This is a genomic window from Halobacterium yunchengense (assembly GCF_037031165.1).
Classification (GTDB): domain Archaea; phylum Halobacteriota; class Halobacteria; order Halobacteriales; family Halobacteriaceae; genus Halobacterium; species Halobacterium yunchengense.
The window spans coordinates 385,958-399,894 of sequence record NZ_JAYEZL010000001.1 but is presented as its reverse complement, the minus strand read 5'-3'; the positions used below and the strand labels follow the sequence as shown (position 1 = coordinate 399,894).

General features: G+C 76.5%; 14 protein-coding genes. 12 read left to right on the top strand and 2 right to left on the bottom strand.

Annotated elements, in window-relative coordinates; translation table 11 throughout:
* Positions 1 to 23: 23 nt before the first annotated feature.
* On the bottom strand, positions 24 to 1,097 hold the full coding sequence (locus U5911_RS01980; RefSeq protein WP_336034851.1) for a tubulin/FtsZ family protein: 1,074 nt from the start codon (positions 1,095 to 1,097) through the stop codon (positions 24 to 26).
* 78 nt (positions 1,098 to 1,175) lie between these two features.
* Here U5911_RS01980 and U5911_RS01975 point away from each other — a divergent pair, with 78 nt between their 5' ends.
* From U5911_RS01975 to U5911_RS01925, 11 genes are read left to right on the top strand one after another with little or no spacing between them, the layout of a single operon-like run.
* A complete protein-coding gene (locus U5911_RS01975) occupies positions 1,176 to 1,715 on the top strand; it encodes a DUF7310 family coiled-coil domain-containing protein (RefSeq protein ID WP_336034849.1) in 540 nt (179 codons plus the stop codon).
* Between the two features lie 3 nt (positions 1,716 to 1,718).
* A complete protein-coding gene (locus U5911_RS01970; RefSeq protein WP_336034848.1) occupies positions 1,719 to 2,207 on the top strand; it encodes a DUF7311 family protein in 489 nt (162 codons plus the stop codon).
* Positions 2,155 to 3,951 carry a type II/IV secretion system ATPase subunit gene (locus U5911_RS01965; RefSeq protein ID WP_336034847.1) on the top strand — a complete coding sequence of 599 codons (1,797 nt, stop codon included), beginning with the start codon at positions 2,155 to 2,157 and terminating at the stop codon, positions 3,949 to 3,951. Before U5911_RS01970 ends, U5911_RS01965 begins: the two co-directional genes overlap by 53 nt.
* Complete coding sequence (locus tag U5911_RS01960) at positions 3,948 to 5,525, top strand: type II secretion system protein (RefSeq protein WP_336034845.1); 1,578 nt, start codon at positions 3,948 to 3,950, stop codon at positions 5,523 to 5,525. Before U5911_RS01965 ends, U5911_RS01960 begins: the two co-directional genes overlap by 4 nt.
* 32 nt (positions 5,526 to 5,557) lie before the next feature.
* Positions 5,558 to 6,034 carry a DUF7283 family protein gene (locus U5911_RS01955; RefSeq protein WP_336034843.1) on the top strand — a complete coding sequence of 159 codons (477 nt, stop codon included), beginning with the start codon at positions 5,558 to 5,560 and terminating at the stop codon, positions 6,032 to 6,034.
* Positions 6,012 to 6,410, top strand: coding sequence for a DUF7285 family protein (locus U5911_RS01950; protein WP_336034842.1), 399 nt, complete (start codon positions 6,012 to 6,014; stop codon positions 6,408 to 6,410). The genes U5911_RS01955 and U5911_RS01950 overlap by 23 nt, the downstream gene beginning before the upstream one ends.
* Positions 6,407 to 6,862 carry a DUF7284 family protein gene (locus U5911_RS01945; RefSeq protein ID WP_336034840.1) on the top strand — a complete coding sequence of 152 codons (456 nt, stop codon included), beginning with the start codon at positions 6,407 to 6,409 and terminating at the stop codon, positions 6,860 to 6,862. The genes U5911_RS01950 and U5911_RS01945 overlap by 4 nt, the downstream gene beginning before the upstream one ends.
* Complete coding sequence (locus tag U5911_RS01940; protein WP_336034838.1) at positions 6,859 to 9,831, top strand: DUF7286 family protein; 2,973 nt, start codon at positions 6,859 to 6,861, stop codon at positions 9,829 to 9,831. Before U5911_RS01945 ends, U5911_RS01940 begins: the two co-directional genes overlap by 4 nt.
* A 60-nt stretch (positions 9,832 to 9,891) precedes the next feature.
* Entirely contained in the window at positions 9,892 to 10,323 is a 432-nt protein-coding gene (locus tag U5911_RS01935) for a DUF5791 family protein (protein ID WP_336034836.1), read from the top strand.
* The gene (locus U5911_RS01930) at positions 10,323 to 11,219 is read left to right on the top strand and encodes an SDR family oxidoreductase (protein ID WP_336034834.1); all 897 of its coding nucleotides are present in this window, start codon (positions 10,323 to 10,325) and stop codon (positions 11,217 to 11,219) included. Before U5911_RS01935 ends, U5911_RS01930 begins: the two co-directional genes overlap by 1 nt.
* A gap of 21 nt (positions 11,220 to 11,240) precedes the next feature.
* Positions 11,241 to 12,329 (top strand): aldo/keto reductase, encoded by a 1,089-nt coding sequence (locus U5911_RS01925; RefSeq protein WP_336034833.1) that lies wholly within the window; start codon positions 11,241 to 11,243, stop codon positions 12,327 to 12,329.
* A gap of 88 nt (positions 12,330 to 12,417) precedes the next feature.
* Here the strand turns inward: U5911_RS01925 and U5911_RS01920 are convergent, their stop codons facing one another.
* On the bottom strand, positions 12,418 to 12,585 hold the full coding sequence (locus tag U5911_RS01920) for an HVO_0758 family zinc finger protein (protein WP_336034831.1): 168 nt from the start codon (positions 12,583 to 12,585) through the stop codon (positions 12,418 to 12,420).
* 129 nt (positions 12,586 to 12,714) lie between these two features.
* Here U5911_RS01920 and U5911_RS01915 point away from each other — a divergent pair, with 129 nt between their 5' ends.
* The gene (locus tag U5911_RS01915; protein ID WP_336034829.1) at positions 12,715 to 13,914 is read left to right on the top strand and encodes an MFS transporter; all 1,200 of its coding nucleotides are present in this window, start codon (positions 12,715 to 12,717) and stop codon (positions 13,912 to 13,914) included.
* Positions 13,915 to 13,937: the final 23 nt, after the last annotated feature.

The following is a 13,937-nucleotide window of genomic DNA, read 5'->3' as shown; positions in this document are numbered from 1 at the left end:
TCGCGCTCGCCGCGACCGCCCCGCTACAGGAGGTCGTCGAGCTGGTCGTTCTGGAACGTCTCCGTGACCTCCTCCTGCTGGACGGCCTCGCTGGCCTCCCTCGCGCGCTCCATGAACGCCTCGATGCGCTCGGAGCGCGCGATGCCCGACAGCAGGACGAGGACCGCGACCGTCTCGGAGTCGACGGGGAAGTCCCCGCCCCGGACCTGCATGCTCCGGGTCTCGGTCTCCACCCACGAACGCGCCTTCTCGACGCCCTTCCGCGGGATGCGGTCGCTGTCGCCCGCGACGACGACGAGCGCCGCGCCGGCCTCCGTCGTCTCCGGGACGCTCATGCCCGTCAGCAGTGACTTCCGCGCGGTCGACGTGATGACGTTGACGTTCTCCCCGGGGTCGGGCGCTGCGTCCGCGTTCGCGAACCCGACGGCGGACATGTTCCCGGACTTCAGGGTGTTGATGACCTCGCTGGAGTCGACGACGCTCTCCCCGACGCCCTCGACGTTCTCGCCGGCGGCGAGCAGGACGCCGACGCGGCGCGCGATGCGCTCGTTGATGGCGTCGTAGGCGTCCGTGACGCTCTCGCCGGCCTTCCGCCACGCGTCGTTGTCGACGAGCAGCGTCGAATCCGCCTCCCGGACGAGCGTCTTCAGCGAGCGGCCGGCGTTCGCCTGGTAGATGCCGCCCTCCTCGCGCCCGGGGAGGATGCCGAGCGCGTAGACCGGGATCTCGTGGACGCGTTTCAGCTCCTTCACGAGCACGGGCGCGCCGCCGGACCCGGTGCCGCCGCCGAGCCCCGCGACGACGAAGATGGCCTCCGTCTGCGCGTCGACGACGTCGTCGAGGGCGCCCATCACTTCGCGGACGTCGCTTTGCATCACCTCCGCGCCGAGTTCGTTGTCCGCGCCGACGCCGTGGCCCTTCACGCGCTCCTGGCCGACGAGCATCGTCTCGATCTCGAGCGGTTCGAGGTCGGTCTTCGCGGTGTTGACGGCGAGCGTCCCGCGGATGGCGTCGTAGCCGGCGCGGCGGTCTTCCTCGAGGAGGGCCTCGGTGACCTTCCCTCCGGCCTGACCGACGCCGACGAGGGCGGCTTTCATACCCACCGCATCGAAGTGGCCGTCCAAGAACGTTGCGCTGCCCGGAACTTTATCCCGGGAGCCGCGGCCAGACCCCCCGTGCCCGAGGACGGAGCCGACCCCCGACTGGACGACCTCTCCGAACGACTCCGCGCCGTCGAGCGCGCGGTGACCGACGGCGACACGGCCGTCGCGGAACTCGCGGACGCGGCCGCCGTCCACGGCCGCCTCGAGGACCTCCGGAGCGACGTCGACGAGCTCGGCGAGCGCCTGGACGCCGTCGAGGCGACCGTGCAGTCGCTGCACGGCTACGTCGGCGAACTCGACGCTGTCAACGACCGCGTCGAGCGCCGGGCGGACGCCGCCCGCGCCGCCGTCGACCGCCTGGAGGCGCGCAGCCAGTTCGCCGCCCCGACTGACGAGCCCGGAGCGACCGGGTCGAGCGAACCGCAACGGCGGGGCCCGCCCGCCGCCGACGTTGCGGCCGGAGCCGCGGACGACGTTCTGGCCGGAGCCGCCGGCGACGCGCCGTCGACGGACTCCCCGCCAACCGGCCAGTCCACCGACCGCCGGGCCGGCGACCGAAGCGACCGGACGGGCGACGAGTCGCTGCTCGACCGCCTCAGGGAGTCCCTGTAGGCCGTGGCCGTCCGGCTCGTCTTGACCCTGGCGTTCGCGCTCGCACTGGTCGCGGCCGCCCAGCCAGCGGTCGACCACGCGACGCGGACGCGGGACGCCGCCAGCCTCGACGCCAGCGCCGACCGCGTCGCGGACGCCGTCGCGGCCCTCGACCGTCGCAGCGAACCCGGGCGGTCGCTCGCGTCGGCGCCCCGGCGGACGCTCCGCCTCGACGTCCCGGACGGCGCGGCCATCGCGCTCGCGGACCGACCGCCCCGCGTGGTCGCGCGCCCGCCGAACGGCACGCCGCACGCGACCACCCTGCCGGTGCGGGTCGCCGTCTGCGGCGACCGCAGCGACCTGGACGGTCGCGTCACGCTCGCCTACGTCGACCGCGCGGACGGCCCCGTCGTCGTGGCGCTGCGAGGGTTTATCCGGGGGGACGCGACCACCGCGGCCCATGCGTGCACTCCTGGACCGCCTCGCGACCGACGAGCCCGACTGCGGCTGTGAGACGACCCACGACGCCGGCGCCCTCCGCGTCGACGCCGCCGACTGCCCCGGCGACGGCGCGCTCGCCGACGAGCCCGCGTGCCGGGCGACGGTCGCGGCCGCGTGCCGCCGGTTCGAGGCAGACCGGATCGTCGTCGACGCCGCCGGGTTCCGCCGCGCCTACGACGGCCGCGCGGTCGCGCTGTTCGCCGCCGCCGGCCGGTTCGCCGCTCGCGTCGCGGACCGCGACCAGCGCCTCGCCGCGCGCGCCGGAACCGACCCGCTCGCCGCGGCCGCCGAGGCCAGCGGTCGCGCAGGGCCGGTCGCCGACCTCGCGGCCGAAACCGGACTCGCCGCCGTCGCCGCGGACCTCGCGGCGTACGACGACCTCCGTCCGCGCGTGGGGCCAGCCCTCGCCGACGCCCGCGTCGACCCGACCCCACCGGCCGCGGGACGGCTCCGCGCCACCCGGACGCTCGAGACGGGCGCGACCGTCCGCGAGTACGACGTCCCGGACGGGCTCCCGGTCTACCACGTCGTCCCGCCCGAGTACGAGTTCGGGCCCGCCGACTGCGAGGTCCTCGCCGAAGCCCGCCGCCTGCTCGCGGACGGCTCCGTCCAGGACGGCGAGGACGCCCCGGGCCGCGCCGTCCGCGAGGCGGCCGGCGACCACCGCGAGCGCGTCGCGGACGCCCTGCGGAAGCACACGCGCGGGTTCGGCGTGCTCGAGGACCTCTTCGCGGACCCCAGAATCTCGGACGCCTACGCGAGCGCGCCGGTCGCCGACGGCCCCCTCCGCGTCACCGTCGACGGCGACGACGCGCGCACGAACGTCCAGTTCACCGAGTCGGGCGCCGACCGCCTCGCGTCCCGGCTGCGCGCCGCCGCCGGCCAGCCGTTCTCGCGGGCGAACCCCACGCTCGACGCGTCCATCGACGGCCTCGGCGCCGCCGGGTCGGTGCGCGTCGCGGGCGTCACGGACCCCCTCAGTGACGGCACCGGGTTCGCGTTCCGCGCGCACGACGCCGACCCGTTCCGGCTCGCTGACCTCGTCGCGAACGACACGCTCACCGCCGGGCTCGCGGGCTTCCTCGCCGAGGCCGCCCGCCGCGGCGCGGCCGTCCTGTTCGCCGGCGCGCGCGGCGCCGGCAAGACGACGCTGCTCGGCGCCACCCTCTGGGCGCTCGCGCCGGCGACCCGCCTCGTCACCATCGAGGACACGCCCGAACTCCCCGTCCGGGCGCTCCGCGGCGACGGCCGCGACGTGCAGGCGCTGTACGCCGACCCCGACACCGCGGGCGCGGACGTCTCCCCGGCCGACGCGCTCCGGACCGCCCTCCGGCTCGGCGACGGCGCCATCGCCGTCGGCGAGGTGCGCGGCGAGGAAGCGCGCGTGCTCTACGAGGCGATGCGCGTCGGCGCCAGCGACGCCGCGGTCCTCGGCACGATCCACGGCGAGGGCGCCGCCGGGGTCCGCGAACGCGTCGTCGCCGACCTCGGCGTCCCCGCGTCCTCGTTCGCCGCCACCGACCTCGTCGTCACGCTCGCCGAGACAGCCGCGGGCCGGCGGGTCACGCGCGTCGAGGAGGTCACGGACGACGGCGCGGCCGCGCTCTTCGAGGCCGACGGCGACGGCGTCGCGCCGACCGGCCGCATCGCGCGCGGGAACAGCCGCGTCGTCTCGTCGCTGGCCGCCCCCGGCGAAGCCTACGCCGACGTCCGGGACGCGATCGACGCGCGCGCCGCGAGCGTCCGGACCGCATGACGGAAGCGGAACACCCGCGTGGCGCAGTCCTCGTCCTCGCGGGCGCGACCGCAGTCGCGGTCGCGGTCGGACGGTGGCGACCCTACGCCGCGACGGCCGCCGGCGTCCTCGGCGTCGCCGCCGCCGTCGGCGTCGCTTACGGCCCGTGGCTCGAGAACGTCGCCGAGCGGTCGCGGGCGCTCGGCGCCGCCCCGGACCTCGTCGCTCTCCTCGCGCTATCTGTGCGACTCGACCCGGCCCTGGAGTCCGCGACGGCCTTCGCCGCCGAGCACGCGGACGGCCGCCTCGCGGACAGTCTCGCCGCGCACGCTCGCGAGGCGCGAGGCCGCCCCGGAGCCGGCTTCGCCGCGTTCGCCGAGACCTGGGGCGACGACCTGCCGTCGCTCCGGCGGGCGGCCGCGCTCCTGGACGCCGCGGTCGACGCGCCCGCCGGCGACCGCGAACGCCTCCTCGACCGGACGCTCGCCGTCGCCGTCGAGGGCGCCCGGGAGCGCGCCAGCGAGTACGCCGACGCCGTCCACGGCCCGACGACAGCGGTGTACGCGTTCGGGGTCGTGCTGCCGCTCGCGCTCGTCGGCGTCGCGCCCGCTGCGGCGAGCGCCGGCCTGCCGCTGACGGTCGGCGCGGTCGCGCTCGCCTACGACGTCGCGCTGCCGCTGGCGGTGCTGGCGGTCGTCTGCTGGATCCTCGCGCGTCGACCGGTCGCGTTCCCGCCCGCGGCGCTCCCCGACGACCACCCCGCCCTCGCGGGCCGCGGCCGCCGCGCGCTCGCCGCTGCCGCCTGCGGTGTGCTCGCCGCCGTCGCCGCGACGACGGCCCTCCCGGGATGGGCGCTCCCCCTGCTGGCCGTCGGGTGGCCGGCCGGCGGCGCGCTCGCCGCGTGGTGCCAGCCGGCGTGTGCGGTCCGCGCGGACGTCCGCGACCTCGAAGCCGGGCTCGCGGACGCGCTCTCCGTGCTCGGCCAGCGCATCCGTCACGGCCGCTCCGTCGAGGCCGCCGTCGCGGACGTCGGCGACACCGTCGACGGTGCGACCGGCGACGCGTTCGCCGCGGCGGCCCGCCGCACGACGCGGCTCCGCGTCGGCGTCGCGGACGCGTTCTGCGGCGACCACGGCCCACTCTCGCGGACGCCCAGCCAGCGCGCACGCGCTGCCGTCTCGCTCGTCGTCCACGCCGCCGACGCCGGCCGCCCTGGCGGCCGCGTGCTCGTCGACGTCGCCGACCTCTTCGACGATCTGGCGGCCCTCGACCGCGAGGTCCGCCGCGAGTTCGCCGCGACGACGCGCACGCTCCGGCACACGGGCCTCGTGTACGCGCCGCTGGTGGCCGGCGTCACCGTGGCGCTCTCCGAGCGCGTCGGGGGCCTCGACGGCGCGACCGCGCTCCCGACGCCCGCGCTCGCGCTCGCTGTCGGCGGTTACGTGCTCTGGCTCGCCGTCGTCCTGCCCGCGCTCGCGGTCGGCCTCGACCGCGGCCTCGACCGCTCGCTCGTCGGCTACCACGCCGGCGTCGCCCTCCTCGCGGCGACCACCGTGTACCCGCTCACCGCGGTCGCCGCCGGCAACGCCCTGTAGGTTTAAACCGGAGGGCGGGACCAGCCCGACCCGTGTTCGACACGCTCGCCGACGTTCCCCCGACCGTGGTCGCGCTCTCGCTCGTCAGCACGGCGCTGCTCGGCGTCGCGTTCGCCGCCCAGCCCTCGCCGCCGCCGCGCGCGGACGCCCTCGCCGCGACCGTCGACGGGGTCGCCGCAGCCGACGCCCCCAGCGTCGCGACGCGCCGCGTCGACGCGGACGCCGTCCGGGTCTCCACGCGAGCCGTCGCCGTCCGCGAAGGGGCGACGACTACCCGGTCCCGGTTCGCGTACAGCGAGCACGGGGTCGTGCCGGTCCGCCGCGGCACGGCGCTGTGGCGGGTCCTCCGCGGTGTCCCGCCGGACGACGCCTTCGACGGCCCGCTCGCGTTCGCGCGTGCCGCCGTCGACGCCCGCCAGCGCGACCACGCGTGGCGGCACGACCCGGGGCGTCTGACCGTCCGCCGCGTCACCTGGAGGGGTGTCGATGTCACGCTCGTCGGCGCGTAGGGCGCAGGTCGAGCCGCTGCCAGCCATCGTCGCGGTGACCGTCCTCTGTGCGGCGGTGGCGACCTACGGCGCGGTGCGAGCGGACGCGCTCTCGGGGCTGTCCGGCGACCGCGCTCCGGCCGAGCAAGTGCTCGCGGACGCGGTCGACGCGACGACGCCCGAGGGGTCCGTCGTGGTCGACCCGGACCGCCTGACGGCGGCCGACGTCGCGCCCGCCGGCTTCGAGGCCAGCGTGACGGTCACGGCCGGCAGCCACGAGTGGCGGGCTGGCGCCGGCTCGCCGCCACCGAACGCGGCGACCGCGAGCCAGCGCGCGCCAGTCCGCGTGGACGGCGAGGTCCGCCCTGGCCGCGTCACCGCGGAGGTGTGGTCGTGAGCCGCGCGGTCAGCACGGTGCTCGACGCGTCGCTCGCGGTCCTGCTCGTGAGCGCGGCGGTCGTCGCGCTCGTCGCGATCCCCGGCGACGACCCGCGGCCGGCCGACCCCGACGCCGCCGCGCGCACCGTGCTCGCGAGCACCGCGACGGCGACCTACCAGACCGACGCGGGCAGCGAACCGGTCACCGGCCGGGTCGGCACGCTGCTCGCGCACGCGGCGGTCGCCGACCGCGACGGCGCCAGCGAGCCGTTCGTCGACGCCGTCGAGTCCGCGGTCGGATTCGTCGTGCAGCAGGTCGACGGCGACGTCGCCGTCGTCGCCGTCGCGGGCGACGGCCGCGTCAGGGCCGGCGACCGGGCGCCGCCGAGCGCGTCCGTCGCTGCCGTCAGCCACGAGGTCGACGTGGGCGACGAGACGGCGACCGTCACCGTCAGGACGTGGTCGGCGTGAACTTCGCTGACGACGACCGCGCTCGCGTCCCGTTCGCGCTCGTCGGCGTCGTGTTGCTCGTCGGGAGCGCGACGGCGGCCGCCGCGCTGGCGACCCACGACCCGGCGCCGTCCGGGACCGAGGCTGACCGCGCGACCGACCGCGCGGTCACCGGCGCGGACGCGGCGGTCGCCGCCGCCGCGCGGACGGCGGCCGCGAACGCCGTCGAGGAGCCGGTCGTCGCGGCCGGCGAGTCCGGCTACGGCGCGGCCCTCGACCCCGAGCGGCCGTTCCGGGACGCGCTCGCGCTCCGCGTGTACGCCAGCGCGGAGCGCGCGCTCCGCGAGCAGACCGCCACGGCGGGCGCCGCGTCGGCGGCCGTCTCGCTGCCCCGGATCGAGGACCCGGCGGACGCGGCGAGCGCGGTCGACGCCGTCGCGCTGGAGCGCGTCGGCGAGCGAGCCGTCCGCGTCACGGTCTCGGGCGTCCGCGTGGTCGTCCGCCGCGGCGGCCACGTGGTCGCCGAGTCCAGCCGGAACGTCTCCGTGGTCGTCCACACGCCGGCGCTCGCGGTCCGCGAGCGCGTCCAGCGGTTCGAGCGACTACTCGACCGCGGCGCGCTCGACGGGCCGGGGCTGGACCGCCGACTGACGGACTACCTCCACCGGGTGGTGTGGCTGCGCGGCCCGCTCCAGTACGGCGGGGCGCCCATCGCGAACGTGCTCGCGAACCGCCACGTCGAGCTGATGGCGAACCGCGCGCTCCTGGGCGTCCAGCGGACCGCCTTCGGCCGCAGCGACGCGGCCGGCGAGCGCGCGTACGGCCGCGCGGTCGCTCGCGTCGGCCTCGACGACGTGCTCGCGGTGACCGAGCGCACCGCGAAGCGCCGCGCGACCGACGTGCTCGGCCGGACCGGCGCGCCCGAGACGCCGGCGAAGGTCGGCGTGGACGCCGCCGTCGCGGCGACGGACCGCCCCGACCAGTCGATCCCGGTCGGCGTGAACGGGACGGCCGACGACGCCTTCCTCGGGTTCGTCGACGGCGACGGCGAGGGGTCCCTCGACGGGACGCTGCGCGCGGCGTTCACCGCGGTCGCCGTCCGCCACGTCGACGTGACGGAACTGGACCGGACGGCCACGACGAGCGGGGCCGTTTCCGGGAACTGGACGCTCGAGGACACGAGCCTCGACCGGGACGTCGCCGTCGCGGCCGGCGCGTCGCCCCGGGACGTCGTTCCCGCCGACGAACGCGTCGCGAGCGAGCACGCGCGCCGCGTCACCGTCACCGAGCGCGAGCGCCGAGTGTACGCGAACGGCGACCGCGAGCGCGCCGTCGTGGAGACGACGCGGACCACGTACCGCGTCACCGTCGGCGTCGGGTACGAGTTCCGGTCCGACGCCCACCCCGGCACGCCGGCGGCCGCCGACCGGGTGCTGGCGGCGGCAGCCGACACTGTCTCGCCCGCCGTCCGCGACCGGGTCGCGTCCGGCGCGACGCGGAAGCTCGTCGCCGACGCCGGCGGCGTGGACGACCTGGCCGAGCGCGCGGTCGCCGGTGACCACCTCGCGCTCACCGAGCGCGTGACGCCGCCGGTCCCCGCGGCCGTCCGGGAGCGAGCGTATCGCGCCGCCGCCGGACTCCGCGGCCGCGCCCGGAACGTGTCGGCGAACGTCTCGACGCGCGACCTGGCCGGCGGCCGCGTGCCGACCGACGCGCTCCGCGACCGCGTGGACGCGCTCCACGACCCCGACCGGGCCTACGGGACGGCGACCGGGCGCGCGGTGGCGGCGGTCCGCGAGACGTACCTCGCGCGCGTCGACCGTCGGCTCCGCGACCGGCGAGTCGACGGCGCGCTCGCGGACGTCGGCGCGGCGCTCGGCGAGCGCGGCCTCGAGGGCGCCGGCGCCCCGGGCGTGCACGGCAGTCCCGCGTCCGGCGACCTGGTCGCGAGCGTCGACGGGTCGCCGGCGTACCTGACGCTCGGCGAGGTGACGCCGGAGACGGTCGCGGCGGTCGACCGGCCGTACCACCCGCTCGCGGCGCGGAACGTCAACTGGTTCACGGTCCCCCACGGCGACGCCGCGAGCGCCGTGGTGGACGCGGCGCTCCCGGCGCAGTCGTCCTCGCCGACGGTGCGCCTCGACAGGGCCGCCCAGGCGCTCGCAGCGGCGAACGGCACGCTCGCGCGAGCGGACGACGGGGCGCTCCTGGCGGCGCGCGAGAACCTCACGCGGTCTGTCGCGAGCGCGGTCGAGGACGCGACCGTCGAGTACCGGGGCGTGCTCGCGGCGTCGAACCTGTCGCTGACCGCCGGCGAGCGGCGCGCGGCCACGCGTGCGGCGCTCGGTCGCTGGGACTCGGTGGCCGCGCGAGCGACGGCGGTGGCGAACGGGTCAGCGGCGGACCGCGTCGCCGCGGAGGCGGCCGTCCTCGCCGACGCGACGCCGACCGAACGCGACCGCCTCGACGTGCGACTGCGTGCCGCTGCGCCGGACGTCGTCGGCCGCGAGTCGGCTCGCGTCGACGCCGGACTGGTGGGGGACGTTGTCGACGGCACGCGGCGCGTCGCCCGGACGGTCACGGAGACAGCGCTCTCGGAGGGCGGCGCCGTCGCGGCCGAACGTGCGGCCCGGCGGCTCGGCGCGGCGGACGTCGGCGCGGTGCCGGCGGGCCTGCCGCTGGCTCCCGTGCCGGGGTACTGGTACGCGACGACGAACGCGTGGTCGGTCTCCGTCGAGGGGTCGTGGGCGCGGTTCGCCGTCCGGGCCGAGGGCGGGTCGCCGGTCGGACGGGGCGACGGGCCGACGTACGTCCGCGAGGACGGCGCCGTGGCGTTCGACGTGGACGGCGACGGGAGGGGGGAGCGCGTCGGGCGGAACGAGCGGCTGTCCTTCGCCGTGAACGCGACCGTGGGCGTCGTGGTGCCGTCCGGGCCGCGCGGCGTCGGCGACGTCGACGGCGACGCGGACGAGCGGTCGCCGGGCTGGTAGGCGTGCGCGAGCCCCGCGGCAAGCGTAGCCTCCTTGAACGCCGAGCGCGTAGCCGGGAGCGTGTTAGCCGACGAACTCGAGGACCCCGAGGCGGTGACGCCCGGGGAGGTGCGCGCGGAGTACGAGGCGGCGCTGGCGGCGGTCGTGGAGGCCGAGGGCGTCGACGCGGTCGCCGAGGCGTCCGGCGTCGAGGCCGAGCGCCTGGAGGCACTGCTCGCCGGCGAGTCCCCGGCGTTCACCGTCGAGGAGGCGGCGCGAGTGCTCGCGGCGAGCGACGACTGGCCGGACGCGGAGAGCCTGCTCCTGGAGGTGCGGGACAACCTGATGCTCCAGATGAGCTCCGCGGTGATGGACGTGGAGGCGCTCGCCAGCGGCCTGGACGGCGACCTCGACCCGAAGGAGGTACAGCAGAAGATCGAGGGGCGACAGCCGATGACGCTCGCGGAGTACGCGGCAATCTACCGGCACGTCGCCAGCGAGAACCCGTACTGATGGACGTCGCGGTCCTCGGCTGTGGGTACGTCGGCCTGGAGCTCGGCCGGCAGCTGGCGGCGGACGGCCACGGCGTCGTCGGCGTGCGGCGGTCGGCGTCGGGCCTCGCGGCGGTTCGGGAGGCGGGTTTCGACGCCGTCGCGGCGGACGTCACGAGCGACGACGACCTCGCCGCGGTGCCGGACGTGGACGCGGTGGTGTTCGCGGCGAGTTCGGGCGGCCGCGGCGCGGATGCGGCCCGCGAGGTGTACGTCGACGGGCTGCGGACGGCGGTCGAGCACTTCGGCGGGCGCGAGGACGCGCCCGCGCGGTTCGTGTACACGTCGAGCACGGGCGTGTACGGCGACCACGGCGGCGACTGGGTGGACGAGGAGACGCCGCTGGACCCGACCACGGCGAAGACCGAGGTGCTCGCCGAGGCCGAACGCGTCTGCCGGGAGCGCGCGCCCGAGTACGGGATGGCGCCGACCGTGGTGCGGTTCGCGGGCCTGTACGGCCCGGACCGCTACCGGCTGACGCGCTACCTCGAGGGCCCCGTCACCGAGGGCTACCTGAACATGATCCGCCGCGAGGACGCGGCTGGCGTCGTGCGGTTCGCGCTCGAGGCGGCGGTCGGCGACGAGGTGCTGCTGGCGGTAGACGACGAACCCGTCTCGAAGTGGGCGTTCGCGGACTACCTCGCCGACGAGTGCGGCGTCGACCGCCCCGAGAAGCGGACCGTCGCCGAGCGGCTCGCCGAGGGCGACCTCTCCGAGGCGGCCGAGCGGCGCCTGCGGACGAGCAAGCGGTGCTCGAACGACCGCCTGCGCGCGCTCGGCTACGAGTTCGCGTACCCGACGTACCGCGAGGGGTACCGCGACGCGGTCGAGGCGTTCCGTCGCGGGGAGTACAAGTGACGCGGCCGCGTTCGAGTGGGCATGGCGACTGCTGACGGGACGTTCCGGTACAAGGAACGCCACGGCGACCGGATGGCGCGCACGTACTTCCGGCGGGTGCGGGACCGCGCGGTGTCCAGCGTCGGCCTCGGGACGTACCTCGGCGACCCCACCGACGACGTCGACGACGACTACTACCGGACCGTGCGGACGGCGCTGGAGGGCGGCTGCAACGTCGTGGACACGGCCATCAACTACCGCCACCAGCGCAGCGAGCGCGCCGTCGGGCGCGCGCTCCGGGACGCGGACGTCGACCGCGAGGAGGTCTTCCTGGCGACGAAGGGCGGCTTCGTGCCGTTCGACGAGTCCAAGCCCGAGCGCCCGGGACGGTTCGTCCAGGCGGAGTACGTCGACACCGGCGTGCTGGACGCCGAGGACCTCGCGCACGGCAGTCACGCCATCGCGCCCGGGTTCGTCGAGGACCAGCTCGACCGGTCGCTGGCGAACCTCGGCGTGGACGCGGTGGACCTCTACTACGTCCACAACCCGGAGACCCAACTCGACGCGCGGCCCGCCGAGGCGGTCTACGACCAGCTGGAGGCGACGTTCGAACGACTGGAGCGCCGCGTCGCGGCGGGCGACGTCGGGCACTACGGCGTGGCGACCTGGGAGGCGTTCCGCGTGCCGCGCGGCCACGACCACTACCTCGACCTCGGCGAGGTCATCTCGCGGGCGCGCTCGGCGGCGAAGTCCGTGGGGAACACGGCGACGCACCTGCGGGCGGTCCAGGTGCCGTTCAACGTCTACATGGCGGACGCGTTCACCGTCGACGCCCAGTCCGGACCGGAGGGCGACCAGAGCGTGCTGTGGTACGCCCACGAGGCCGGCCTGAACGTGTTCGCGTCCGCGAGTCTCGCGCAGGGTCGCGTGCTGGACGGGATTCCGGACGCGGTCGACGAGCGCCTCGCGGGGGAGACGCTCGCGCAGCGCGGCCTGAACTTCGCGCGGAGCGCGCCCGGCGTGACGTGCGCGCTCGCCGGCACCACCAGCCCCGAGCACGTCCGCGAGAACGTCCGCGCGGGCGAGTTCGAGCCGCTCGGCGCCGACGCCTTCGACGCGGTCTTCGAGTAACTGCGGCACGGCGCCGTCTTCGGGTACCTGCGGCGCCGTCTTCGGGTACCTGCGGCGCCGTCGTCCAGTAGCTGCTGCCCTCGAGTCGCTACGGCAGCTGCTTCCACGTGCGGCCGCAGTCCGGACAGCTGCGCCGCCAGCCGACGCCGCCGCGGTCGTCCGTCCGCAGGGGCCGCCCGCAGTCCTCGCAGACGAGCCGCTCGTAGGTGTCCTTCCGCAGCGTCCCAGTCCGGAGCGCCTTTCGAACCGAGTTCATGTGAGCGCCTACCACGGGTGGTCGCTTTAGTAAGCCCCGCCTAACCGTCGCGCTGGGCCGGCGACGCGGCCGCTGGCAGCGTCGCCCGGAACCACAAGAATTGACCCCGGCGGCCGAGAAGCGGTGGTCGTGTCCCGTGCCACCGACAGCGACGCGCGGCGCGTCCGCCTGTTCGGGTCGCTGTGCGCGCTCGTGTTCCTCGTGAACTTCGGGCGCGTCGTGTTCGCGCCGCTGGTCGCGCCGCTGCAGGCGGACTTCCTCGCCAGCGACGCGGCCGTCGGCCTGGTGGCGACGCTCGCGTGGCTGGGGAGCGCGCTCCCCCGCCTGCCGACCGGCTGGCTGCTGACCCGCGTCGACCGCCACCACGTCGTCCTCGGCGCCGGCGGCCTGCTCGCCGTCGCGTCGTTCGGCATCACGCTGGCGCCGAGCATCGAGTTCGTGATGGCGGGCGCGCTCCTCGTCGGCGTCGCGTCCGGGGCGTACTTCGTCGCCGCGAACCCCCTGGTGAGCGAGCTGTTCCCCGAGCGCGTCGGCCGCGTCATCGGCGTGCACGGCACCGCCAGCCAGCTCGCGGCCGCCGTCGCGCCGGTCCTCGTGGGCCGCGTCCTCCTCTCGGTGTACACGTGGCGCGCGCCGTTCTACCTGCTGTCCGCGGGCGCGCTGGTCGTCACCGCGGCGACGTTCGCGCTCGCGCGGCGCACCGACCTGCCGTCCGCGGGCGCGGCCGACCGCAACCTCCTCGGCGCCATCCGCCGCCAGTACCGCGTCGTCGCCCTCGGCGTCGTCATCATCGGGCTGACGGGCCTGGTGTGGAACGGCTTCTTCAACTTCTACATCAAGTACCTCACGGAGGCGAAGGGAATCCAGAGCGGCACCGCCGAGACCCTCCTGACGGTGGTGTTCGCCGCGGGCGTGCCGGCGTTCTGGTACACGGGCCGGCTCGCGGACCGCTTCCGCCACGTCCCCCTGATGCTCGCCGTGCTCGGCGGGTTCGTGGCGTCGCTGCTCGCGCTCACCGCCGTCGACGGCGTGGTCGCCGTCGCGGCCGTCTCCGTCGTGCTCGGGTACGCCGTCCACAGCCTCTTCCCCGCCATCGACACGTTCCTCCTGGACAGCCTGCCGGACGCCGACCGCGCGAGCGCGTACGCCGGCTACAGCGCGTCGATGATGGTCGTGCAGGCGATGGGGAGCGTCCTCGTCGGCACCCTGCTCGGCCGGGGGTACGCCTACGACCTCGTGTTCCGCGTCGGCGGCGCGTTCCTCGCCGCGCTCGTGGTCGCGCTCGTCGCGCTGTACCGCGCCGGCCGCCTGCCCGCTGGCGCAAGCTAGTTCCCGGCGGCGGCCCCACGAGG